Below are 23,773 nucleotides of genomic sequence, written 5' to 3'. Positions count from 1 at the left end.
CTCAACTGGAGTACTTTTCTTTACTCTCTTGTCTATACTCTTTCCTCTCGGAAAATCTATTTCGGTAATTTGGCTCGGGCTGCTTCCAGGGCCTGCTTTTTCACTTCAAGTTCTTTGGCCGAATTGATCTGATCGTTCTTGTTGGTCTCCGTATCGCGGGTCAACTGCTCCAGTTCGCGGACGTTCTCGTCCATCTTTTTCACCAGATTGTCTTTCTCTTTTTTGTTCCGTTCCAGATCCCGAATCAGCTTTTCGCCCTGTTTGACCAGTTTCTCCTGCTTTTTCTGGGCTTCGTTAAACGTATCATCCGCGAGTTTGATGTCGTAATTGATGCGCGTGCGCTCCGCAAACTCCTTGAGCAGGGTTTCCACCTGATCGTACATCGTGCTACCGGGTTTCACATAATCGGCATTGCCTTTGTCGACGGCCAGAAAAACCGTGGCCTTTGCTTTGTCAGTGGTTACCTTGCTGGCCACGTTCAAAGGCTCGTTGGATAGCGCCGGAATGTTGGCGGCTGGCACCTTATAAACGCCACTGCGTCCTGTGGTCACTTTGCCGTACGATTTCAGCAACGTCTCCCATTCTTTTTCAACAAATTTTCCTTCGATCGGTAGATTGAGGGAAAGACCCACCAGCGAAATCTGGTCTACTTTTTCAGTAGCCGACGACACAGTTTGGGCCAGAACAGACGGTGAAATCAGCAGAAAACTGATCAGGCCTGAGAAAATCAATACGGGTAAGAACGACTTTAACAAATGTGCTTTCATTAGTGTAACGATGGATAAACTGGTTTTCGTGTAATTAAAATTCGTTTCTTCCTGTCAGACAGAGTAGTGGCAAACAGGTACAGGTCGCCCCCGGCGGCTAAGCTAAGTTTTTTACGCAGAGTCTCAGTGGATTCCGGAAAATTCCGGATGCTCAGGTTGGCTTTCCCGTCTGGTAAAAAAACGTGAACCGCTTTGCGATCCGGTTTACAATTTCCCAGTATTTCAAAGGACCGGCCGGGAAAGTCCGGAACCAGTTGGTCACTCGTATACAAGTGACTGTTGGGTGCCAGTTTGAACAAACCAAACCGCTTGGCAACGATCCGGAAGGCGCCTGCTTTTAATAAAGACGCATTGGGCTCGTATAAGTAACGCATCGGATCGCTAAATTGAACATCAGCGGTTCGTTCTTCATTTCGGCGGTAAATAAACACGCTGTCCGGTGCCGCCGAACGGAGGTTGACCGCCGTCACCTCAATCTCCGGATTTTCACGGCCCGCCAGAACAAACAGTACTTCCTTACAGTCATTGTCGACCGAAACCACATGCACCGCCGACACATCGGGGAGTTGCCGGATCACCAGCTCGATGTCGATCAGGGGCGACGTTTTTAGCAAAACCGCCTTCGTTTTGTGGCGAAAACCGGTTGGGTCATCGGGGCGGTACCAGTCCAGGATATTGGGTTCGCAATCCTCCAGCCGAACGACCTTGCCGCCCTGCTGATCGCGACGGGCCGGGTCCAGATACATCCAGTCGGCGGTTTCCGTCATTGCAGTCAAAAAAGCGGTTGCGTTGGTATTGGGCTCCGATTGATGCGGAAATTCAATGTTGTTACCCCCCAGTTTTGGCAGGTTATACGCAGCCAGTTCGGCCAGATTGGGCTGTTGTTCGATGTAAATGACACGTTCCGCGTGCCTTGAAAAAGCAAGGGCATCGACGCCCATACCACCGGTTAGATCCAGAAGCAGACCGGCTTTTGCACCGTTGTTGGAAATGAGGGAAGCCTTATAAGCCGCTGTCCGTTCCGAAGAGGCCTGTTCGACCGATAGCGCCGGGGGAAATACCAGTTCAGGATTTTCATACCAGCCCGGCAATTTGGTTCGCGCTTTCTGACGGGCGACCAATTGATCCGCTATGGCTTTCACCCGAATACCGTCATCCATCGCATACCGCAATACGAACGTATGGGGGTCATCGTGCAGATGTTCCTGTATTAAAGCCCGTTCGCTGGAATTGAAAAGTAGCATTTATTAAAGAAATAGTGAAAACCGTGAAAAGATTAAAAACAGATTAAAATTTTATTACGAGTTTTGTGGTTATAGAACTGTTCTTATAGGCGTATACCATTTATTCGCCTGCAAGACAGAACTATGCTACGCTAATTTTTCATCATAATTGAAGATAATATGAAATTCTTTAGACCTCTAAAGACCTTATCGCATTATTCCCTCTCTACGTTTCGCTCGGACTTACCGGCTGGTTTATCGGTTTTTTTGGTAGCACTGCCCCTCTGTCTGGGGATTGCACTGGCGTCGGGTGCGCCCTTGTTTTCGGGTTTGGTGGCCGGCATGATTGGCGGTCTCGTTATTGGATTTCTGTCGGGTTCAGAAGTCAGCGTCAGTGGTCCGGCGGCAGGATTGGCCGTCATTGTGGCTGACAGCATTACCGGATTGGGTTCGTTTGAAGTATTTCTGACGGCGGTGGTTCTGGCCGGTATGGTTCAACTGGGATTAGGCGTTTTAAAAGCCGGGAAATTTAGCGGTTATTTTCCGGATAGTGTCATCCGGGGCCTGCTGGTTGCCATTGGCCTGGTGATTATTCTGAAACAGATTCCCCACGCCCTGGGTCGGGATAATGATTTTGAGGGTGAATTTGCTTTTCAGCAACTGGCCGACGGTGAAAACACCCTTTCCGAAATTTACCGGGCCGTGGTGACAGCCAGCACCGGTGCCGTCATCATCAGCTTTGCCTCCTTTATCCTGCTGCATTTCTGGGGAAAAGCCGCTCAAAAAGGCATCGGTTTTTTCAAGAATTTCCCGGGCGCGTTGGCGGTGGTGGTTTTGGGGGTCGGTTTGAACGAACTGTTCCGGGTCATGATGCCCGAGTGGTATCTGGGAACCTCCAGACACCAGCACATGGTGCAAATTCCGGAAATAGAAGCCGGAAAAAGCATTTTTTCTATTTTCTATTTTCCGGATTTTGGTGCCCTGACCAATCCAAAAGTCTATGTTACGGCGTTTACAATCGCCATTGTAGCGAGTTTGGAAACGCTCCTGAATCTGGAGGCCGCCGATAAACTCGATCCCGAAAAACGGGTGTCGTCGCCCGATCAGGAAATGGTGGCGCAGGGAATTGGCAACATGGTTTCGGGTCTGATTGGCGGTTTGCCAGTAACATCTGTGATCGTACGGACATCGGCCAACGTATACGGTGGTGGCAAAACCCGGGTTTCGAGCATTGTTCACGGTCTGTTTTTGATGCTGGCGGTATTTCTGGGCGCCCCGTTCCTGAACCTGATTCCGTTGTCCTGTCTGGCGGCTTTGCTGATCACCGTGGGGTATAAACTGGCCAAACCGGAAGTTTTCAAAAAGACGTACCGGGAAGGTATTTACCAGTTTATTCCGTTCATTGTCACGGTGTTGGGTATCGTATTTACGGATTTGCTCATAGGCATCGGGATTGGTCTGGTGGTCGGCATCGTGTTTGTTCTGCTGACCAACTTTCAGGCTGCCTTCCGGGTGGTGCGCGATGGAAACCGGGTGCTGATCAAGATCCAGAAAGACATGTATTTTCTGGTGAAGCCCCAGTTGAAAGAAACCCTGCGCGAGTTGCAGACGGGTGATGAAGTGTTGGTCGATGGCACCCACGCTTCCTTTATTGACCACGATATTTACAACATCCTGCAGGATTTCAAGGAAACGGCGCACACGCTGGACATCAAGTATGAACTGAAAAATGTTTCATTAAAAAAACGTAGCTTACGTACCCATGCAAAGACACGAGAAGTTACTATTAGCGAATAAGGCCTGGGCACTGGACAAACTGGAACTCGATGAGTTCTATTTTGAGGCACTGGCAGCTGACCAAAAGCCTGATTTTCTGTGGATTGGCTGTTCTGATAGCCGGGTATCTGCCGAAGAAATCACCGGTACCCTTCCGGGCGAAATGTTCGTTCACCGGAACATCGCCAACCAGGTCATCTCGTCGGATCTGAATCTGCTCAGTGTATTGCAATACGCTGTCGAAGTGCTGAAAGTCCGGCACGTGATTGTCTGTGGTCATTACGAATGTGGCGGGGTAAAAGCTGCCTTGCACAACAGACGCTATGGCTTGATTGACAACTGGTTGCAGAATATTCAGAACGTGAAGGAGAAATACTTCGAGGAACTGAAAAACATGCCCGACGAGCCCAGCCGCTTCAATCGCCTGGTCGAACTCAGCACGCGGGAGCAGGTGTATAACCTGGGCCACACGGCCATTGTCCAGAATGCCTGGAATCAGAAGCAACCACTCTGGCTGCACGGCTGGGTGTTTGATATTCACAACGGGCAGTTGAAAGAAATCGTCAATTTGTCGCCGGAAGACAAAGCCGACGTTCAGTTCGTTCGCGATCTGGGCGACGAAGACGGTTTGTCGAAAGCCCTGACGACGGATATTAGGCTGTTGAAGTAGTTGAAATGGTAGGGAATGTAAAATGCTAAATGATGAACGCTAAATGTAAAAGTGGGCTAGTGCTCTTTACTTTTACATTTAGCGTTCATCATTTAGCATTTTACATTCCTTTTTATTTCTCCAATACCCTCGCCACCACCGTCGCATAATACAATCCGCCAACGCTGGGTCCGGCTGCGAAGGTGGTATAGGGGCGGTTTAGCAGATTGGTACCACCAATTTTCAATGACAAACCGGGTTTGGGTAACTCGTAACGAAGCTGGGCGTCGACGGTATGGATGGCGGGAACCCGGCCGGTTGCCAGTGACGATTGCCAGAGAAACGAACTTTGGTATTTAAAATGCACCGAAAAGCCGAGGTTCTTCCAGAGGGTCGGGTTGGCGATTCCCACGTTGGTGATCCATTTTGGGGTATTGAACGCTTCTTCCAGTCCGTCGCCCCGGTCGGTGCGGTCGAGTCGGGCCAGTGATGCGTTCCCCGAAAGAACCCAGTTGCGACCCGCCGAATACCGAACGCCCAGACTCGAACCGGAATTGAAAACCTTCGTTTTAGAATTGGTCCAGAGCCGGTAGCGGTCCTGTTGGGTGCGGTCGGCCAGGACATAGGCCAGCGAATCCGGATTGCTGCTTTTGGGAACATTCGCTTCGACCTGGGCGATGAAATTCCGGTACACGTTGTAATAGAAATCGATATCTACAGACAGGCGGTTTTCAAGGAACAAGCCCTTATAACCCAACTCCAGGCTGTTGACCTGCTCGGGTTTGAGGTACGTGTAGGTATTGGCCCGGATCAGTCCTTTATTCTTTTGAATGGCCTGCTCCGTCGTTAATCCGTTCGTGTTGACGTCGGTATTGATGGCGGCCTGAAAGGCGTCGATCGATGTCCGGAAATAGGAGCGCTCAAAAATGCCCTGCGACATGATCTTCAAGCCCCCAACCCGTTTTACGCCCCCCGAATTGACGTTGGAAAACGCTTCGAAGAGCGATGGAAACCGGTAGCCGGTCTGGTAGGACGTCCGGAAATGGTGCCGCTCGCCGGGCGAAAATACCGCCGATACCCGCGGGTTCAGCCGGGCGTCGAAATAGCGGTTTTTGTCGACCCGGACTGAGCCGGTCAGCTTCAACCGCTCCTGAAAAAACGACCGCGATGCCTGGAGAAAACCGCCGGTTTTGTAGTAAATCAGATTCTGTCCTGACTCTTCGGGATTGATGAAATAATTGCCATCCGGGAAAACGACGTACTGCCGGTAGTCGAAACCCGCCAGCAGGTTGACGCCGGTTTTTTCGCGGAAACCCGACCAAAGCACTTTCGTTGGTTCGGCCTGACCCTCTGCGTGATACAGCCACGACTGCACCTGCAAAGCCGCTCCCATGTCCCAATTGTTGATTTGGCGTAGCTTGTCAATCTGCGCGTTGAACGCGGCCGAACCGGGCTGCGGTCGTCCCTGATCGGCGGTGGTGCGGGCGGTTTGAAGAGCCTGGGAGGTGGATTGTCCGGTTTTTGTAGTGGCCAGAAACTGGTTGGAAAAGTCGGTAAACCATTGATTGTCGGACTTGAACGACCGATCGATGTTCTCTGCCATCGAGCGGATGTTGTAGGAGTCGCCGGTCGTTTCGTGCGTTCGGTAGGCGTGGAGGTGGACCGACGGTGATTCGAGCGTCAGGCCGTGCTGGTCGAGCCGGTACGCATCCAGTCGGAAACGGTTGGTGCGCTGATACACCGTAGCGAGGGTTGCGGCTTTGTATTGGTAGGAAACCGTTAACCCGGGGCGGATACGCCAGAAAACCGCCACATCGCCCCGCAGATTGTGGAGCCGTAAATCGGCGGTTTCATTTTCGAAATAACCGGTTCGGGAAACGACGTATTTCTTGCCATCGAGTGTCAGCGTCCGGCGGTTGGCCGATTCATCGCCGTAGACATTGATCCGATCCCGACCGGGGTTTTCGGCACCGACCAATCCCAGCGACGCGTTGGCTCCGGGATTGAGGTCATCCGGATCACGGGCAATCCAGTCGTAACCACTTTGGTACGTCAGGTTCAGTTTGACCGCCAACCGGGAACCGAGCGTTCGGGCATACCGCAGACTGGTTTCGTTGTATAGTTTCGCCGAAACAAGCGGATCGTCGACCTGATTCACCCCGGTTTTCTGACTGACACTCAACCCCTGCGATGTAAAAGGGTCTTTGGTAATCAGTTGCGCTAACCCGTTGAGGGCATTCATGCCGTACAGCGCCGAAGCCGCTCCCGGTACAATTTCGACCTGCTGAATGTCCAGATCCGAGGGCGCAAGGGCGTTGGCGATGGGTGCACCGATGTGCGGAGCCTGGTTGTCCATGCCATCCACGAGTTGCACAAACCGGACGTTGGTTGGATTGGCGAAGCCGCGCGTGTTGTACACTTTGAAGCCCAGACTGGAGGTCAGCAACTGAACCCCCTTGAGGTTTTCAATGGCATCAAAATACGACGGCTGTGCCGACAGCCGGATTTGCCGCGCATCGAGGAGTTCGATGCTGACGGGTGATTTCAGGATGGATTCCGGCACCCGCGAAGCCGTCACCACAATTTCGTTCAGTTGAATTTTTCGGAGCGAATCCCGCTGAATGTGGGTACTGTCAGACCGGCTTTGGGCCTCAGCCAGTTGGGCAATCAGAAGGAGCGGAACGTAGAAGGATTTCATACCAGGCGTTATTTCCGCTGAAAGATAACGATTCGTTATGTTCAAATAAACATAACGCTGCCAGTTTTTACAGATTCAGGATTTGCAATTCAGGCACGGAAGCCCTTTTTCAGCCTAAAAACACTCCTTTTTCGCAGAGGTCTAGGAAAAAAGCGGTTTAAGTTGCTTTTTTATGCCGCATTCCAAACCCCTACACAGTACATGCGTATCAAACAATCCGCACCCTCCGAAGCAACCGGAGTCTGGCGGGTCATAACGGCCTCCTCGGTCGGCACTCTCATCGAGTGGTATGACTTCTACATTTTTGGCAGTCTGGCAACGATTCTCTCCGCCCAATTTTTCCCGAAAGACAATCCCACCGCCGGGTTTCTATCCACGCTGGCAACCTTTGCCGCCGGTTTCATCGTGCGGCCATTTGGGGCGCTGGTGTTCGGTCGGCTGGGCGATCTGGTGGGTCGAAAATATACCTTTTTGCTGACGCTCGTGCTGATGGGCGGGTCAACGTTTTTGATTGGTTGTGTGCCGGATTACGAAACCATCGGCATGTTGGCACCGGCACTCGTGTTGCTGCTCCGGCTCGTTCAGGGGTTGGCGTTAGGCGGTGAATATGGTGGGGCGGCTACCTACGTGGCCGAACACTCGCCCGATGGAAAGCGCGGGTATTTCACCAGTTTTATTCAGACAACGGCCACGCTCGGCCTGTTTGTTTCACTGGGGGTGATTCTGCTCACCCGGCAGGCAATGGGCACCGACGCCTTCACGAGCTGGGGCTGGCGGGTGCCGTTTCTGTTGTCGTCCATTCTGGTTGGGGTTTCGATTTACATCCGGCTAAAGATGTCGGAATCGCCTATTTTCCAGAAGCTGAAAAGTGAAGGAAAAGTATCGACCAATCCGCTGAAAGAAAGTTTTGGCAAAAAAGCCAACCTGAAAATGGTGTTGCTGGCTCTGTTCGGGGCCACGGCGGGGCAGGGGGTTATCTGGTATACGGGGCAGTTTTACGCCCTGTCGTTCATTCAGAAAGTCTGCAACGTTGAATTTGCGCAATCGAATTACATCATTGCGATTGCGCTGATGGTGGCGACGCCGTTCTTCGTTATTTTTGGCGGTTTGTCCGACCGCATCGGTCGCCGGAACATCATGCTGGCCGGGATGTTGCTCGGCGTATTGACCTACCGGCCCATTTACCGGGCCATGTACAACCTGGCCGACCTGAAGCAGAAAACCGAGCTAACCTTCCGGCGAAGCATCGAAACCAAACAGGAACGCATTGGGGATACGAAAGAATTTAATGCCACGATTTCATCGGTTTCTTATTTTGACGACGGCACGGTGTACCGGGAAACCCAACCCAAAACCGGTGCTGTACCCGGCACGGCGGTGGTGAAGGAAGTGACGTTGGGGGATGAGTCGTTCTGGCTCATGACGGTTCTGGTATTTATCCAGGTACTCTACGTGACGATGGTCTACGGCCCCATTGCGGCTTTCCTGGTCGAGTTGTTTCCGACCCGGATCCGGTACACATCCATGTCATTGCCCTACCACATTGGAAACGGCGTTTTTGGCGGTTTAACGCCGTTTATTGCAACGAGCCTCGTTGAAACGGCGAAGAAGACAAACACGCTTGAAGCGTATTTGCAGGGTTTGTGGTATCCGATTGGCATAGCCGCCGTTTGCTTCGTGATCGGAGCTTTATACATCGACAAAAAACAGTACAAAACCGCTGACGACTAACCCCTTCCCGCAATGAACGCCATAAAAAAAGTACTTGGTCTGGTTTGTATGCTGGCCGGACTTGCCCTGATGATTGGATTACCGTATCAAACCATCCAGAAACTAACGTCCGATACCGCCAGTGCGGAAGACTACGTGTTCTGGCTGGTGATTGTCGTCATTTTTTTTCCTATTACGGCCGGTCTGGCGTTGTTCGGCCGGTATGCGTGGCAGGGCGAATACGATAAAAATTGAGTACGAATTTGCCCCTAAATCCCCTGAAGGGGACTTGGACACGGGCATACCCGGATGCAAAAAGTCCTCTTCAGGGGATTTAGGGGCAAAGTGAAAAGAGCTGACAACGCCAAAAGTGTCAGATTAAAAACAAATAATTGTAGTTTAGCGGCCTGAACTTTAGTATTTCAAGCATATGAATTTTCAAATCCGAACCTTTGACGAGTACCAGGAAGCGTATCGCTACAGCGTCGAGGACCCCGAGGGCTTTTGGGCTGAAATCGCTCAGAATTTTCAGTGGAGAAAGCCGTGGAAAAAAACGCTTCAATGGAATTTTGACGAACCGAATGTGCAGTGGTTTGTGGGAGGTAAACTCAACATTACCGAAAACTGTCTGGACCGCCATCTGGCCGAGCGTGGTGATCAGCCCGCCATCATCTGGGAACCCAATGATCCGCACGAAGCCGGGGTGACACTGACCTACCGTATGTTACACGACCAGGTGTGCCGGATGGCTAACGTGCTGAAACGCAATGGTGTTGGCAAAGGCGACCGCGTGTGTATATACATGCCGATGGTGCCGGAACTGGCGATTGCCGTGCTGGCCTGCGCCCGCATCGGTGCGATTCATTCTGTGGTGTTTGGCGGTTTTTCGGCCCAGTCCATTGCCGACCGGATCAACGATGCGCAGTGTCGTCTGGTGATAACATCCGATGGGGCTTATCGGGGGAATAAGGAAATTCCGATGAAGGAAACCGTCGACGATGCGCTGGTACAATGCCCCAGCGTTAAACGGGTGATTGTGCTGACCCGCACCCGCACCCCGGTTTCGATGATCAAGGGCCGGGATGTCTGGATGGAGCAGGAACTGAAGCAGGTCACAGCCGAGTGCCTCGCCGAAGAAATGGACGCTGAAGACATGCTCTTTATCCTGTATACCTCCGGCTCGACCGGCAAACCCAAAGGCGTTGTGCATACCTGCGGGGGCTACATGATCTTTACGGCCTATACCTTCCAGAATGTGTTTCAGTATGAACCAGGTCAGGTGCATTTCTGTACGGCGGACATTGGCTGGATTACCGGACACAGTTACATCGTGTACGGTCCGCTGGCCTGTGGTGCCACATCGCTGCTGTTCGAGGGGGTTCCGACTTGGCCGGACAACGGTCGTTTCTGGGATATTGTCGATAAATACAAGGTCGATATTCTGTATACGGCACCAACGGCCATTCGCTCGCTGATGAGTTTTGGGCTGGAAAAAGTGGAAAACCACGACCTGAGTTCACTCAAAGTGCTGGGCTCGGTGGGCGAACCGATCAACGAAGAAGCCTGGCACTGGTACGACGACCACATTGGTAAAAACCGCTGCCCGATTGTCGATACATGGTGGCAAACCGAAACCGCCGGCATCCTGATTTCGCCCATTGCCGGACTGACGAAAACCAAGCCGACCTATGCCACCCTGCCGCTGCCGGGTGTTCAGCCCCTGTTGGTGGACGAAAACGGGCAGGAAATTGAAGGCAACGGCGTGAGCGGAAATCTGTGCATCAAGTTTCCTTGGCCGGGCATCATCCGCACGACCTACGGCGACCACGAACGGTGCAAGCAAACGTATTTCAGCACCTACAAAGGGCTGTATTTCACCGGTGACGGCTGTTTACGCGACGAAGACGGTTATTACCGGATTACGGGTCGGGTCGATGACGTGCTGAACGTGTCGGGCCACCGCATCGGAACCGCCGAGGTGGAAAATGCCATCAACATGCACACCGGCGTGGTGGAAAGTGCCGTGGTCGGGTATCCGCACGACATCAAAGGGCAGGGTATTTACGCGTATGTGATTGCCGAAAGTCAGGTGTCGCACAGCGATGCGGAATTGATGAAACGGGACATTCTGGCCACGGTGAGCCGCGTGATCGGCCCGATTGCCAAACCTGACAAGATTCAGTTTGTCAGCGGATTACCCAAAACCCGTTCCGGCAAAATCATGCGCCGGATTCTGCGCAAAATCGCCGAAGGCGAAACCGGAAGTCTGGGCGATACCTCGACGTTGCTGGACCCTGCCGTGGTCGATGAAATCAAGGCGGGCGCGTTGATTGGTGTGAAGGGATAAAATTCGGTTTACGGTGGCTGACGCGTGCTTCATGCGTCAGCCACCGTAAACCGATTCCAACCAATCCGGCCGAATTGGAGTCTCTCTGCTAAAAACGAAGAGACGATGAGACGAATAATACTGTTTATGATGATGGTCGGAATGGGTTTGGCCATTGAAACGCACGCTTGTAGTTGCATTGACGGGGGCGGTTTTTTCACCATCGCGGAGAAAGCCGCCTGGCAACCGGGTGTGCTGATCGTCCGGGCGGAAGTCAGAGACCACGAGGCTCACGGCATGGATGTGAAAATCCTCGAGGTGTTGAACGGGAGCGAGGAAAAAGCCGTGATCCGGGTGTGGGGCGATCCGGGCTTTATGTGCCGGCTTTATACGAATGGCTTTAAAAAAGGCGATAAACTCGTCCTCATTCTGGACCGGATCGAAAACGCATCTTACCAGGATGAACGCAAAGGGGATTATCAGTTGGGCGGTTGCGGCACCTACGTCGTTCGGGAAGACCAACGGATCAGTGGCCGGATCACCTCGTCTGACCAAGAGATGGCCAAAACGAAATTCTTCAATGAACTTCAACAACTCATTGATAAGCATCAGCCGGGTTTGGCAAAAATTTACCCCGTCCCAACCGACAAGCTGCTGACCATCAACGTGCCCGATCTGCCGTATTCAACCCTTTCGGCCCAAATCATTACCTTAGCGGGCCAGCCGCTGCAAACCCGGCAACTGGAAGTGGGGAAGCAGCACCAGATCGACGTTTCGACCCTGGCAAAAGGCGTATACATCATCCTGTTCAGCACAGAGCACCAGTTTTATACCCGCCGGTTTATCAAGCAGTAAATCCGTAAATGTCCGCAAGAATCGGGTTTCATCGGCGGAGTTTGTGGGATACTTTTGTTACATGCAAACGACAACAACCATGTACGAAACAGAAGCCAATCCCACCTACCAGCAGATTGCCCGGTCGATTGAGTTTTTGACCGAAAACTTTCGTCAGCAACCCTCGCTGTCCGAGATGGCCGACCGTGCCAACCTGAGCGAATACCATTTTCAGCGGTTATTCTCGGATTGGGCGGGCGTGAGTCCCAAGAAATTTCTACAGTATTTAACCCTCGATTTTGCCAAGGAACGGTTGCGGAGTGGTCTCACCCTGGCCGAAGCCGCCGACGAAGCCGGGCTGTCCGGTACGGGCCGCCTGCACGACCTGTTTGTGGTGCTGGAAGGCGTTACGCCCGGCCAGTTCAAGCAGGCGGGTGACGGCCTGACGATCCGGTATGCGGTTTTTGAAAGCCCATTTGGGCCGTATCTGCTCGGAACGATCGGTGATAAAATCTGTCGGCTGGAGTTTCTGGAAGAAGCCGAGCCAACCGACGCCATGAGCATCGCCCACCGATTTGCCACCGACTGGCCCGAAGCCACGGTCATCCCCGATTCTGCAACGCTTCGCCCCCTGGCCGATACGATTTTTGCCGATGCCGAACGAAAACCGTTGCGGGTTCTGGTGAAGGCATCGTCGTTTCAACTGAAAGTGTGGGAAGCCCTGTTGCGCATCCCGGAAGGCCAAGTGGTGAGTTATGACCAGATTGCTGCGGCCATTGGCATGCCAGCCGCTTCGCGGGCGGTCGGAACAGCCATCGGCTCCAATCCCGTGGGCTACCTGATTCCCTGCCACCGCGTCATCCGAAAAACCGGTTTGTTTGGGAACTACCGCTGGGGAGCCACCCGAAAAACCGCCTTGCTGGGTTGGGAAGCCGCTTATGCGGGGAAATAGGCGGTCGACGTCAGCAGTTAGATACGAGAAAACCAATCCTTATAAAAAAGACCGTAGAATGAGAATCGATCAACTGAACTGGGATGAGGCCCGCGAATCGCTCCATGCGAACGGTTTTGCGCTTCTCCGTCAGGTACTCCATCCGGAAGAATGCCAGCCGCTCAGGGCATTGTATGATGAACCGGGCTATTTTCGAAAAACGGTCGTGATGGAACGTCATGGCTACGGGCAGGGGGAATATAAATATTTCCAGTATCCGCTTCCTGAACCCATTCAGACGATGCGAACGGCCATTTATAAAGCCATTGCTCCGGTCGCGAATCAGTGGGCGCATTTGATGAAACTCGGGATTCATTACCCCGAAGATCACACCGGTTTTCTGGATGAATGCCACCGAAATGAGCAGAACCGGGCGACTCCGTTGCTGCTGAAATACGGTCCCGGTGGCTACAATGCAATGCACCAGGATTTGTACGGGGATGTATATTTCCCCTTGCAGGCCGTCGTTTTTTTGAGCGAACCGGCTCAGGATTATACCGGAGGTGAATTTGTGTTAACCGAACAGGTTCCCCGGGCCCAGTCCAAAGCGACGGTTTTGGTTCCAAAACAAGGTGATATTCTGCTGTTTACCACCCAGTTTCGACCCAGAAAAGGAACAAGAGGCTATTCCCGCGTTTCGATGAAACACGGCGTCAGTGTGGTTCATTCCGGAAACCGGTATACGTTAGGCATCATTTTCCACGATGCGAAATGAGCCCAATCTCCAACACCCAGAACCCTGAAAGGGTCCTGATCGTTGGTGGGGGCTAACGTTCCCCATCAATTTGATCAACGGCAGTGGTTGTTTGAATATTTTCGTCGGAACGAAATGATACCTAAACCGGTTGCGAATGGTTTGGGAAAACCGTCTTGTGCTATTTGAAGAATTTCGTAGATTTGAAAAGCGGCTCTGCTTTCTGCTTCCTATGAAACTTCTGGCCTATTCCCGATACGACTGGCTTTTACAAATCATCGTTGTTCCACTGTATATCAGTATTTTGAACTGGCTGCTGCTGGGTGATGACTATTGGCGAAACTGGACGACCCTCGGACTGGCGACCGCTTTGGCTTTCCTGGAGTCGTTTACTGCCTGGTATGTCAACAACGGCATTGCCATTCGCATCAACCAGTTGTATCCGGACCCTGAGCAATATGTAGGCCGCGCCTTCCGGCGCTTTCTGTTTTGCTCCTTCAGTTCCGGGTTACACGTCGCAGTCCTCTTTTTTGTGTACTGGTTCATCGCGATGCCGGGTTTCGAGCCGGAGGTGAGCCGTTTGTTGCTGGGTCTGGTATTTACCACCCTCATTGTGGCGATTGTGGTCATCACCTACGAAAGCATGGATAGCTTCGGACACTGGCAGCAATCGCGCAAAGAAGTCGATACGCTGAGCAAAGCCCAGCTTCAGGCCCAGCTCGACACCCTTCGCCAGCAGGTCAACCCGCATTTTCTGTTCAATAGCCTCAACTCACTGACGGCGCTCATTAGCGAAAACCCGCAGCAGGCCGAAGTATTTGCCGAAGAACTCAGCTCGGTCTACCGGTATTTGCTCCGCAGCAACGAAAGTGCGTTGACGCCCCTGCAAAATGAGCTGGAATTCATTCAATCGTATTACCATCTGCTGAAAACCCGCCACGGCGAAGCCCTGACGCTGGTGACCCGGATTTACCCCGGCACGGAAACGATGCACCTGCCGCCCCTGACGCTGCAACTGCTGATTGAAAATGCCGTCAAACACAACATCATTCTGCCCGAACAGCCGCTTACGATTGTGCTCACGACCGATGCACAACAGCATCTGATCGTGAGCAATAACCTCCAGCGCAAAGCCAGCCGGATTCTTTCCAATGGGGTGGGGCTGAGCAACATCCTGACCAAATACCAGATGCTGGGCCAGCCGGTTCCGAAAATCGAAGAAACCGGGCAGGAGTTTCGGGTAACGTTGCCGCTGGTCTGACCACCGGACGGCGTTTTTTTATTTCTCCGCCAGTTGCAGTTCTGCGTTCTTTTTGGCGATGTCGTTCTGAATTTTCGGCACGGTTTTCAGGAATTCATAAATCGCCCCCACTTCGTTGTCCGACAGCATGGGACGCGGAAACATGGGCTGTTTGAGAACCGAGCCGTCGGGCCGAACACCGAGCTTCACCACCCGGATGAACTGCTCTTTGGTGTATTTTTTGGCGATCCCCGTCTGCTCGTCGAAGGTCAGGTTGGCTGTAATAACCGGTTTTCCGCCTTCGCCTTTCATTTCGATGCCACCGCCGTAATAGCCTTTGCTCTTTTCCGGATGGACCTTGTTTTGATCGATCAGGTCGCCAGAGTGGCAGCTATAGCAGTCGCCGATGGCGTCAGCGGTATACTTGCCCCACGCAACCGGATCGGTGCTGTCGGGCAATGAAACGAGTGCGGGTGAATAGGCGAGGGGTTTCATCAGCGTGTGCGTCAGGAGTTTCGATACAAAACTCAGTTCCGATTCCGGGGCTTCTTCCTTGGTGGCCTGAACCGGGAAGCGGTCGGAGCGCAGCCAGGCCACTACCGATTTCAGGTCTTCGTCGGCCATGTTGGGATACTGGGGCATAATGGGAGCGAAGGTGCCGTCGCGCCGGACGCCAGTTCGCAGGAAGTAAATCAATTCCCCGTCGGTCCAGTTGCCAATGCCTTTTTCCAGGTCCTGGGTGATGTTTTTAGAGTACAGCTTGCCAAAGAGGGCCGGCACTTCCCCCAGGTATTTTCCGGTCAGGCGGTTTTCGTTGTTGGCGTGGCAGGCGAGGCACTGGATCTGGCCGATCACCTCGCCACGGGCCACGCGGGCGGGGGTGCTTTCGACGGTGATTTCCGGGATCGTGGGCGGGTCGTAGCTCGGCACGCCCGCAACGGCTACATACGTGCAATAACCGGCGATCAGCAAAACAAGGCTACCCAATGCGTAGCCGATGATTTTAAAGACTTTTTTCATGGGAGTGAGTGAACAAGAAAGTGGTGTGGATAGGTTTTTTTCAATCCGAACAGCACAAAATTGCCGCACTTCCCTTCTCCTCCCAATTTTCAACCCGCTGAACCGTAACAACTTCCGGATGAAGTGTCAAAAGAAGCCCATCATACGGGTCGGTCAGGGAGCGGGAAAATGGCCTGAAACGGTGTCCGTCTGCGCATTCCTTCCGATCTTTATTGTTTCTATTCAAGGACCTGAAAGACCTTTCCCATGCCACTCGACCATCTCGCCAAAGATGCCATTTTGAAGCAAATTATCGATTCGACGCCCTTGCCCAAAGTGGCGTTTGCATACGACGAAGACCCGGCCAGAAACCGGATTTACCTGGCGCTGCTGGAAAGCATCGTCTCCCAGCAGATCTCTGTCAAAGCAGCCGATTCCATTTTTACCCGGTTTCTGGCCCTGTTCCCCGATGGCTATCCCTACCCTGAACAGTTGGTGGCCAAGTCGCCGGAGGAATTGCGGAGCGCGGGGTTGTCGGGCCAGAAATCCGTCTATCTGCAAAGTGTGGCCGCATTTGCCCTGCAAAACCCAATGACCAGCGACCACCTTGGCCCACTGACCGACGAAGAAGTGGTGCAATACCTGCTGCCGATCAAGGGCGTAGGCCGATGGACGGTCGAAATGCTGCTGATGTTCGTGCTGGATCGGCCCGACGTGTTCCCGATCGATGATCTGGTGATTCGGCAAAAGATGGTGAAAGCCTACGGCCTGACCGAAACCGGCCGGGCTTTATACAAAAGGCTACATGAGATTGCCGAGCCGTGGCGCCCCCACCGTACGCTGGCATCCCGGTATTTGTGGCGGTGGAAGGCAGAATAGGAATGATGGGTTATGAATGATGAACGATGAATGGGCTGACGCGTACATTCATCATTCGTAACCCATCATTCCTCCTTCAGTATTTCGTCACATCCGGATGAACTTCGATGATTTCGGAGGATAAGGCGCCGGCGGGATCGACGGTCCAGCGTTCGGCGATGACGGTTTTGTTGGTCTGGTCGATGTAGTTGATGTCGATCGCCGGGCCGTTGATGGACAGCAGGGCGAAACCGTTGTAACCGACATCGCGACGGCGGATGCGCTCCCGAATCCGCTGGTCGTAGAACACAAGCTGCCCCAGGTGACCCTGGTCCGGCGGGTCGGTTTCAACGGGCATGCCACCATGTCCGACACAACGCCCCCAGGCTTTAATCCCGTCCGGAAAACCGTATTGATTGTAAAACGAAAGGCGGTGTTCGTGACCCCAAAACCACAGAACCGGTCGTTCGGCGGCTCCAAAGATGGTTTTGAGTTGACGACCCACCACGGGGTGATCGTCGCGAAACGAGGAGAAGTACGGATGGTGGCTCAGGAAAATGATGCCGCGTTTGTCGTCCGGGTTGCCCAGTTTCACGGTTTCGGTCAGCCACTGCACCTGCTCTTTCCGCAGGTTGCAGTCGGGTTTGAACAGCACTTCCAGCAAGGGGCGGTTGGTCGAGTTGTAGCCCGTATCGAGGCCGATGATCCGCCAGTGTTCGTTTTCCAGACAGAAAAAACCGGCCTGCTGGGTGGCAATCTGGCTCCCTTTCCGGATTTTCATGGCGGGCAGCAGGTGTTTGAAATACGCCGTTCCGTTGGAATACATCTCGTGGTTGCCCGACAACGCCAGACTGCCGTGTTTGCCAAAATGCCAGGACGCGTCGGGGTCCGTAAAATTGGTGGCCACTTCCTGCGGGGTGCCGACAAAGTAAATATCGCCGAGGTGAAGGGTATAATCCGGGTCATGATCGCGGATCAGGTGGCCGATCAGGTCCGATTCGGGCGTGTCGGTGGCCCAGTCCGACACCAGTGCCATCGTTACGGTTTCAGAATACGTATGCAGCGGATAAATGCCGTCGTCGCCGTTGCTGGGATAAAACTGGTAGGCGGCTTTGGGGCCAAAACGGCTTTTGAGGTAGTGGTAGGCAAATCCGAACAGATTGGTGGCAAAAAACGCGGCCACTTTGTTGGCCGAACCGCCTTCTTTCAATCGCTTCTCATACAAAGCCGCCTGCGTTTTGAGGTGGTTTTCCACATCGCTATGCCCTAAATCGACGTATTGCTCCGGCTCTCTTTTTTCTGAACTCATTGGCGGAATTACCCCAACCGAAGCGACGACTGTTTAGCCCCCTCGGGGGCCGGTCGCTTCGGTTGGGGGTGAGGTTTATGGTCTACAGTTTACAAATCTACAACTTCAAGCCGCATCGCGGCATCGGTGTGGAGAAGAATGTACAAACCGTCGGGGCGGACGGCAATGGCTTTGGGTTTCAATTCAAACTTCGGAATGGCAATGCGGGCTTTTCGTCCCACTTTAGCCCGCGAAAAGGCCGTCTCGATTTTGTGGGGAAGCAGCGTAAAATGTTCCTGAAGCGGTAGTTTCAGGGTGGCCTGCAAGGTATCTTTGAGCGTATCGTGGAGCAGCCAGTCGGCGACCCGGGCCAGCGATTGCTCCGTGTGGATGTCGTAGTCGAGGTTTTTCATCACCAGTTCGTTGCGGACGGTGTCGAAGGTCGGTCTGCCCCGAAAGTAGAGACTACCCCGAATGGCTCCTTTGATGTCTGTCCGGACAATCAGGGCGTGTTCACCCCCGTAGATATCGGCTTTTTCGATGTTGACCAGGTGATTGATCACGTTGAGTTTTTTCCCCCGGATGAAGGTATTCAAAACCGCTGTCAGTTGCGTATAGGGAATGCGGCTCAAAAGGTTGATGCGCGACATCATGGGCAGCGAAGCCACTTTCTGCAGGCGTGGAAGTTGGGCTCGGGGCGTGTAAACCGGTCGGGTACCAAATTTCGTGTCGACACCCAGTTTCAGCCGCATCGGAATCACAATCGTTTTCGGATTGCCGCGAATCGGCCCAACCAGGACGGCGTAGGGGCGGGGGAGAAGCCAGACCTGCTGAAACTGCCGGTTGATGAGCAGCGGTTTCTGAATATCGTTCCAGACGGTTTGCAGTTCACGATCCAGCCGGAGTTCGTTAAAAACCGCGTTGTCGATGGCGTTCTCGATGCCGTCTTCCCGTTTTTCCAGAATGCGGTCGGCCAGCCGGGTAACGGGGATGTCTATACCCAGCACCCGAATCCGGGGTTCGGTAATCCAGCGATAGTTTTCCAGCTCCACGCGGGTTTGCACACGCCAGTTGTCCTGTACCGTCAGCGGACTGCGAAAACGCACGTCGATGGCGCTATATACCCGGTTGCTGGTATCTTTCGAGTTGGTCAGCAGATTCATGGGATTGCTGATCCAGATTTTCAGGGATGCACTGAACGTCAACCGGGTGCCGTCAAAAGCCAGTTTAATGGGGCCGTTTCGTTCGATGCGCAGGTGTAGTGACCGCGATTTGCCGCTTTTTATTTCGGCTTTTTCAACCAGTACTACGCCAAGGGCCTTGTTGATTTTTTCTTCGAGTTCAGAAATTTCAAACAGAATCGGAGCCGTCACGTAGGAACTGTCGGCCGTCAGGGAGTCATCGAAATTGCGGGCAGCGGGTGGATCAGGGTTGACTTTTTTGCAGGAAAAGATACCCGCCATCAACAAAGCGAGAATCACGGTTATGGGAATATAAGAGGGGAATCGGTTTCCCCCGCTTTCGTCACTCGTCATGTTGGGCCGGAATACGTACTACCAATTAGTTAACTGGTAACCGCCCTGATTTGTTAACAGACGCGATTTTTGTATCGGTGCTGCACCCGCATCCCTTCGCACAACCGGCCTCTTTCCGGAACAGACTCTTCCACGCCCGGCGACCGAGGTAGGCCACCGCACCCAGGAAAATCAGACCGATGAGGAGTTGTTCGAACACTTTGAATTAAGAGTGACGAGTTGGCTGTGGCACTTGTTTTTCGCTCGCGTCAGCCAACTCTTCACTCTTAACTCTTAACTAAACCCAATGGTTCCGGAGGGCGAGCTGGTAGACGTGTTGGTAGTGGTGTTCGCCGTGCCAGGCATAGTTGGCGAGGGCTTCGGCGAGTGAAAACTGCTTTTTGCTTTCGGGGTGGAAATACAGCCGCTGAAGCTGCGTTTCGGTCAGGGTATTCAAAACTGCTACCCAACGCTGGTGTAAGTTGCTCAGAATGACCAGTGACGGTGCAATGGAAAGCCGGTAGTCGGGGAGGGTTGCCCACGCGTTTTCGTCATACGGTTTGATGGTCGGAATGGCTTCGGTCAACGCCAGTTTGGTGCGGACGTAGGCATTCATGTGGCTGTCGGCGACGTGGTGAACCACCTGCCGGACGGTCCAGCCACCGGGGCGGTAGGGCGTGTCTAGCCGGCTGTCACCCCAGCGACCCACCAGTTCGGTGAGGTTGTGCGGAAAAACCGCAATGGCGGCAATGTGTTCCTGCGACTGATCGAAGGTATAAGTATGGCCGTAGGTAAACGGGCCAATGGGATAGCGGAGATCGTTGGTGTCGGACATAAAACCTTGATTTTAACGAATCGGCAGTGTTCCTTCGTTGTTCCAGTATTCCTCGATGACGGCCAGCAGTTCGGGCTGCATGGCACAACCCGCGAGCACGTCGCCCCGGAACAGAAACTCGTCGCCCCCGTTGAAGTCGGTGACAATACCGCCCGCTTCGCGCACCAGCAGCACGCCCGCAGCCATGTCCCAGGAGTTAAGGTTGAATTCGTAATAGGCTTCAAACCGTCCGCAGGCGACGTAGGCCAGGTCGATGGCGGCCGAACCCATCCGGCGCAGGCCGTGGGTGCGCTTCATGAGCGACGCCAGGATGGCCAGATACCGCTCGATGCGGTCCATGCTGGAATACGGAAAACCGGTGGCAATCATGCTTTCATGCAGCCGGGTTGCGGGCGACACGGCGATGCGCTCGTCGACCGCGCCGTTGCGCAGACACCAGGCTCCCCCGCCCGTGTAGGCGTGGTAACACTCGTCGCGGTTGATGTCATAAACCGCCCCCGCAATCGGTGTTTTGCCATCGGCCAGTCCGATGCTGACCGAAAAAACCGGCAGATTATGGATGAAATTCGCCGTGCCGTCGAGCGGATCGATGATCCAGTTCAGGCCGGTGCGGTCGGCGTTTTGCCCGGTGGTGCCTTCTTCGGTGATAAAACCGGCTTCGGGCAGCAGCGTGTGCAGGGCTTCGACAATCAGCTTCTCGGCCTCTTTGTCGACATACGAAACCAGATTGTTAACGTCTTTGTATTCAATGTGCTCACTGGAAAACGAAAGTCTTTCCTGCCGGATGAATGCCCCGGCCTGCCGGGCAATTTCAGTGATCTGCTGGGTTAAACCCGCCAATTGGATATCATGACCTGGCATAAGTGGACGGTGCGGTTTGGGTGGATGCCGTGCGGAATTGGTAAAACGCGCGGAACAACAAGGTTAGTAAAAAGAACGTAAACCCGTAGAGGTAATCCTGAAAAAACGCATACAAAAAGAACAGGACCAGACACACCATCGTCAACAGGAAATACATCCGGATTGTTTGGGGATTGCCCCGGCGGGTTATCCAGAAAATCAGCGGCACATGGAGCGGCATCATGAACAGCAGCGCCGGGTTCCAGGTCGTGACGCCGTGATCAGTGCCGAACCACAGAAAAACCAGAAACCAGCCCCAGAAACCGGTGAAGCCAAACAGCAGCCGATCGAGCCAGAAACCGGCTTTTTTGGCCCGTTGCTGACGGCGGGTGATCAGAAAAACCACCACCAGCAGTACCGCAAAAAAGAAATCCGGCGAAAGCAGATACGTCAGAAACGCGTTGGTTTCTTCCGCCGTGACGGCCCGGAACAGCATCAGGCTGTTGGCCACCAATGGCGTTTCCTGTCCGTTGGCGGTGATCAGCCGGGCGTGGTCGACTTCCGTGTAGACATTGTCGGGCAAATACATGGCCTGCCAGGGCGTGGCCTTGATGTCGGCCGGATACCCGATGCCGAGGTTCATGCCCATCCGCGCCCAGGCCTGGTTGGCAATGTATTCGTTCATCCAGTCGCGGTACGACTTCGTGGAATCGACCACGTTGGCAAACCGCAGGCTGTCGCCACAGGCTTTGACGAGCATGTCGCGCGGGCGGGTGGCGCAATTGTCGTAATAAAACCGGTAGCTGTATTCCCGGTTTTCGGGCAGGGCGTTGGTTTCCAGGAGCTGAAACAGCCGCTGTTTCTGGGCATCCGACAGGTTCAGGATTTGCTCCTTGAGCGTGCGATTTTCCAACTGCGACCCGTAAATCATGTTCGGCATGGGATACACCGACACGTAATAGGGCAGGGTGCCTTTCAGGAATTTGACGTAAAAATTGTCGGCGTAGGACGCAAACGTGCCGTAGTTGTACACCCGGTCGACGCCGTACATGGGGTCGCTGATCCAGAGGGCGGTATGGCCGAAGGACGAGTACAATTCGGACCCCGGTGCCACGGTGATCAGGCTGACTTTGGCCTGGGGGGAAAGCGACTGGCCGGATGAATACTGAATACTGAATACCGAATATAGAATAACGAAAACAGCTTTCAGAAGTCGTTGGCTATTTTCCCTGGACAACAATGACAAGTTCACCTTTTATCGTTTTTTCGGCAAAGTACGTAATTATTTCCTGTAACGAACCGCGAACGGTTTCTTCAAACAGTTTTGTCAGCTCGCGCGATACGCTGGCTGGTCGGTCGGGGCCGAAAACCTCGGCAAACTGGGTCAGCGATTTCACCAGCCGGTGGGGCGATTCGTAGAAAACCATTGTGCGGGTTTCTTCGGCCAGCTCGGAAAGGCGGGTCTGGCGGCCTTTTTTGTGGGGCAGAAATCCCTCGAACGTAAACCGGTCGGCGGGCAACCCGGAGTTGACCAGCGCCGGGACAAAGGCCGTGGGACCGGGCAGGCACTCGACCGGAATCTCGTGTTTGATGCACTCGCGCACGAGCAGAAAACCGGGATCGGAGATGGCGGGCGTTCCGGCGTCCGACACCAGCGCCAGGGTTTTGCCCGTTTTGAGTTGGGCAATGACGCGCTGCACGGTCTGGTGTTCATTAAAAATATGGTAGCTGTGGAGCGGTTTGCTGATCTGGAGGTGTTTCAGCAGAAAACCCGAGGTGCGCGTGTCTTCCGCCAGAATGGCATCCACCGACTTCAGTATATTCACCGCCCGCAGCGTAATGTCATCCAGATTACCAATAGGGGTGGGGACGAGGTAGAGTTTCATGGTTTTGAATGATGAGTTATGAATGATGAACGATGAATTAATAGCGCTGCGTCAGCTAATCCATCGTTCATCATTCATAACTCATCATTTTGTCAATTGCATTGGCTAAAACACGGTCTTTCTCTGTCACCGTGTTGCCTGCGTCGTGGGTGCTGAGTTGGAAAGAGACCTGGTTGTAGGTGTTGGTCCACGTGGGGTGGTGGTCCATTTTTTCGGCGATGAGGGCCACGCGGGTCATGAACGCGAAGGCTTCGCTAAAATCCCGGAACGTAAAGGTTCGGGTGAGTTGGTTGTTTTCTTCCTGCCACATAGCCGTCGACCGGGTTGATACCCGGATGGTTTGGGAGGCAAGTTAGGGGATCGGAAGGAAAAAATACGGATTTTGGCGGAGGGTGTTGGGAAAATAAAAAAACCGTCTTACTTTTGCACCCACATAAGTGACCCAGAGGGATGGCGGAGTGGTCGATCGCGGCAGTCTTGAAAACTGTTGACTGTAACAGGTCCGGGGGTTCGAATCCCTCTCCCTCTGCAAGAATGACTAAAAACCCCCAAAACAGCCTGTTTTGGGGGTTTTTTAGTGTTTCATATCTAAGTACAATCGGATCAAGTACAAAAGTTGTGGAGTGCGTTGCATTTTTTTAGGTT

General features: G+C 53.4%; 22 protein-coding genes and 1 tRNA gene. 11 read left to right on the top strand and 12 right to left on the bottom strand.

The genetic code is table 11. From position 1 onward, the window contains the following. Positions 1 to 56: 56 nt before the first annotated feature. Together FH871_RS23030 and FH871_RS23025 are read right to left on the bottom strand one after the other, a co-directional pair. Complete coding sequence (locus FH871_RS23030; RefSeq protein ID WP_138993791.1) at positions 57 to 767, bottom strand: hypothetical protein; 711 nt, start codon at positions 765 to 767, stop codon at positions 57 to 59. Beyond that, positions 767 to 2,011 (bottom strand): RsmD family RNA methyltransferase, encoded by a 1,245-nt coding sequence (locus FH871_RS23025; RefSeq protein ID WP_138993790.1) that lies wholly within the window; start codon positions 2,009 to 2,011, stop codon positions 767 to 769. Before FH871_RS23025 ends, FH871_RS23030 begins: the two co-directional genes overlap by 1 nt. 159 nt (positions 2,012 to 2,170) lie before the next feature. On the opposite strand from FH871_RS23025, the gene FH871_RS23020 reads away from it, so the two are divergent. Together FH871_RS23020 and FH871_RS23015 are read left to right on the top strand one after the other, a co-directional pair. Further along, positions 2,171 to 3,787 (top strand): SulP family inorganic anion transporter, encoded by a 1,617-nt coding sequence (locus FH871_RS23020; RefSeq protein WP_138993789.1) that lies wholly within the window; start codon positions 2,171 to 2,173, stop codon positions 3,785 to 3,787. Further along, positions 3,753 to 4,436, top strand: coding sequence for a carbonic anhydrase (locus tag FH871_RS23015; RefSeq protein ID WP_138993788.1), 684 nt, complete (start codon positions 3,753 to 3,755; stop codon positions 4,434 to 4,436). The genes FH871_RS23020 and FH871_RS23015 overlap by 35 nt, the downstream gene beginning before the upstream one ends. Before the next feature lie 112 nt (positions 4,437 to 4,548). Here FH871_RS23015 and FH871_RS23010 read toward each other — a convergent pair whose 3' ends face one another. Further along, positions 4,549 to 7,113 (bottom strand): TonB-dependent receptor, encoded by a 2,565-nt coding sequence (locus FH871_RS23010; protein WP_138993787.1) that lies wholly within the window; start codon positions 7,111 to 7,113, stop codon positions 4,549 to 4,551. Positions 7,114 to 7,314: 201 nt separating this feature from the next. On the opposite strand from FH871_RS23010, the gene FH871_RS23005 reads away from it, so the two are divergent. From FH871_RS23005 to FH871_RS22975, 7 genes are all read left to right on the top strand, one after another. Continuing rightward, on the top strand, positions 7,315 to 8,844 hold the full coding sequence (locus FH871_RS23005; RefSeq protein WP_138993786.1) for an MFS transporter: 1,530 nt from the start codon (positions 7,315 to 7,317) through the stop codon (positions 8,842 to 8,844). 12 nt (positions 8,845 to 8,856) lie between these two features. Continuing rightward, positions 8,857 to 9,078 (top strand): DUF6814 family protein, encoded by a 222-nt coding sequence (locus FH871_RS23000; RefSeq protein ID WP_114405895.1) that lies wholly within the window; start codon positions 8,857 to 8,859, stop codon positions 9,076 to 9,078. A gap of 175 nt (positions 9,079 to 9,253) precedes the next feature. Then, positions 9,254 to 11,170: an acetate--CoA ligase gene (gene acs, locus FH871_RS22995; RefSeq protein ID WP_138993785.1), complete on the top strand. Its 1,917-nt coding sequence runs from the start codon at positions 9,254 to 9,256 to the stop codon at positions 11,168 to 11,170. A 105-nt stretch (positions 11,171 to 11,275) separates the two neighbouring features. Beyond that, the gene (locus FH871_RS22990) at positions 11,276 to 12,004 is read left to right on the top strand and encodes a T9SS type A sorting domain-containing protein (protein WP_138993784.1); all 729 of its coding nucleotides are present in this window, start codon (positions 11,276 to 11,278) and stop codon (positions 12,002 to 12,004) included. Positions 12,005 to 12,083: 79 nt separating this feature from the next. Beyond that, entirely contained in the window at positions 12,084 to 12,935 is an 852-nt protein-coding gene (locus FH871_RS22985) for a methylated-DNA--[protein]-cysteine S-methyltransferase (RefSeq protein WP_138993783.1), read from the top strand. 58 nt (positions 12,936 to 12,993) lie between these two features. Further along, on the top strand, positions 12,994 to 13,689 hold the full coding sequence (locus FH871_RS22980) for a 2OG-Fe(II) oxygenase (protein WP_138993782.1): 696 nt from the start codon (positions 12,994 to 12,996) through the stop codon (positions 13,687 to 13,689). A gap of 211 nt (positions 13,690 to 13,900) precedes the next feature. Continuing rightward, entirely contained in the window at positions 13,901 to 14,929 is a 1,029-nt protein-coding gene (locus FH871_RS22975) for a sensor histidine kinase (RefSeq protein WP_138993781.1), read from the top strand. Between the two features lie 18 nt (positions 14,930 to 14,947). Here FH871_RS22975 and FH871_RS22970 read toward each other — a convergent pair whose 3' ends face one another. Continuing rightward, positions 14,948 to 15,928 (bottom strand): cytochrome c, encoded by a 981-nt coding sequence (locus FH871_RS22970; RefSeq protein ID WP_138993780.1) that lies wholly within the window; start codon positions 15,926 to 15,928, stop codon positions 14,948 to 14,950. 246 nt (positions 15,929 to 16,174) lie between these two features. Here FH871_RS22970 and FH871_RS22965 point away from each other — a divergent pair, with 246 nt between their 5' ends. Next, positions 16,175 to 16,786, top strand: a complete 612-nt coding sequence (locus FH871_RS22965) for a DNA-3-methyladenine glycosylase (RefSeq protein ID WP_138993779.1) — start codon at positions 16,175 to 16,177, stop codon at positions 16,784 to 16,786. 76 nt (positions 16,787 to 16,862) lie between these two features. Here FH871_RS22965 and FH871_RS22960 read toward each other — a convergent pair whose 3' ends face one another. The 8 genes from FH871_RS22960 to FH871_RS22925 form a co-directional block, all read right to left on the bottom strand. Continuing rightward, on the bottom strand, positions 16,863 to 18,074 hold the full coding sequence (locus FH871_RS22960; RefSeq protein WP_138993778.1) for a metallophosphoesterase: 1,212 nt from the start codon (positions 18,072 to 18,074) through the stop codon (positions 16,863 to 16,865). A gap of 89 nt (positions 18,075 to 18,163) precedes the next feature. After that, positions 18,164 to 19,588 (bottom strand): DUF4403 family protein, encoded by a 1,425-nt coding sequence (locus tag FH871_RS22955; RefSeq protein ID WP_138993777.1) that lies wholly within the window; start codon positions 19,586 to 19,588, stop codon positions 18,164 to 18,166. A 25-nt stretch (positions 19,589 to 19,613) separates the two neighbouring features. Next, positions 19,614 to 19,787, bottom strand: coding sequence for a FeoB-associated Cys-rich membrane protein (locus FH871_RS22950; protein ID WP_138993776.1), 174 nt, complete (start codon positions 19,785 to 19,787; stop codon positions 19,614 to 19,616). Between the two features lie 78 nt (positions 19,788 to 19,865). Continuing rightward, entirely contained in the window at positions 19,866 to 20,402 is a 537-nt protein-coding gene (locus tag FH871_RS22945) for a YfiT family bacillithiol transferase (RefSeq protein WP_138993775.1), read from the bottom strand. 12 nt (positions 20,403 to 20,414) lie between these two features. Beyond that, a complete protein-coding gene (locus tag FH871_RS22940) occupies positions 20,415 to 21,263 on the bottom strand; it encodes an inositol monophosphatase family protein (RefSeq protein ID WP_171062921.1) in 849 nt (282 codons plus the stop codon). Further along, on the bottom strand, positions 21,250 to 22,494 hold the full coding sequence (locus FH871_RS22935; protein WP_138993774.1) for a DUF4105 domain-containing protein: 1,245 nt from the start codon (positions 22,492 to 22,494) through the stop codon (positions 21,250 to 21,252). The genes FH871_RS22940 and FH871_RS22935 overlap by 14 nt, the downstream gene beginning before the upstream one ends. Next, positions 22,463 to 23,128, bottom strand: a complete 666-nt coding sequence (gene rsmI / locus FH871_RS22930) for a 16S rRNA (cytidine(1402)-2'-O)-methyltransferase (protein WP_138993773.1) — start codon at positions 23,126 to 23,128, stop codon at positions 22,463 to 22,465. The genes FH871_RS22935 and rsmI overlap by 32 nt, the downstream gene beginning before the upstream one ends. Positions 23,129 to 23,198: 70 nt before the next feature. Then, on the bottom strand, positions 23,199 to 23,465 hold the full coding sequence (locus FH871_RS22925) for a 4a-hydroxytetrahydrobiopterin dehydratase (RefSeq protein WP_305036512.1): 267 nt from the start codon (positions 23,463 to 23,465) through the stop codon (positions 23,199 to 23,201). 107 nt (positions 23,466 to 23,572) lie between these two features. Between FH871_RS22925 and FH871_RS22920 the strand changes: the two genes are divergently transcribed. After that, positions 23,573 to 23,657, top strand: a tRNA-Ser gene (locus FH871_RS22920). The last annotated feature ends 116 nt before the right edge of the window (positions 23,658 to 23,773 follow it).

It is taken from the genome of Larkinella sp. C7, assembly GCF_006149005.1.
Taxonomy (GTDB): domain Bacteria; phylum Bacteroidota; class Bacteroidia; order Cytophagales; family Spirosomataceae; genus Larkinella.
Note: the sequence above shows the minus strand (reverse complement) of the source record. Positions and strands in the feature narration are given on the sequence as shown.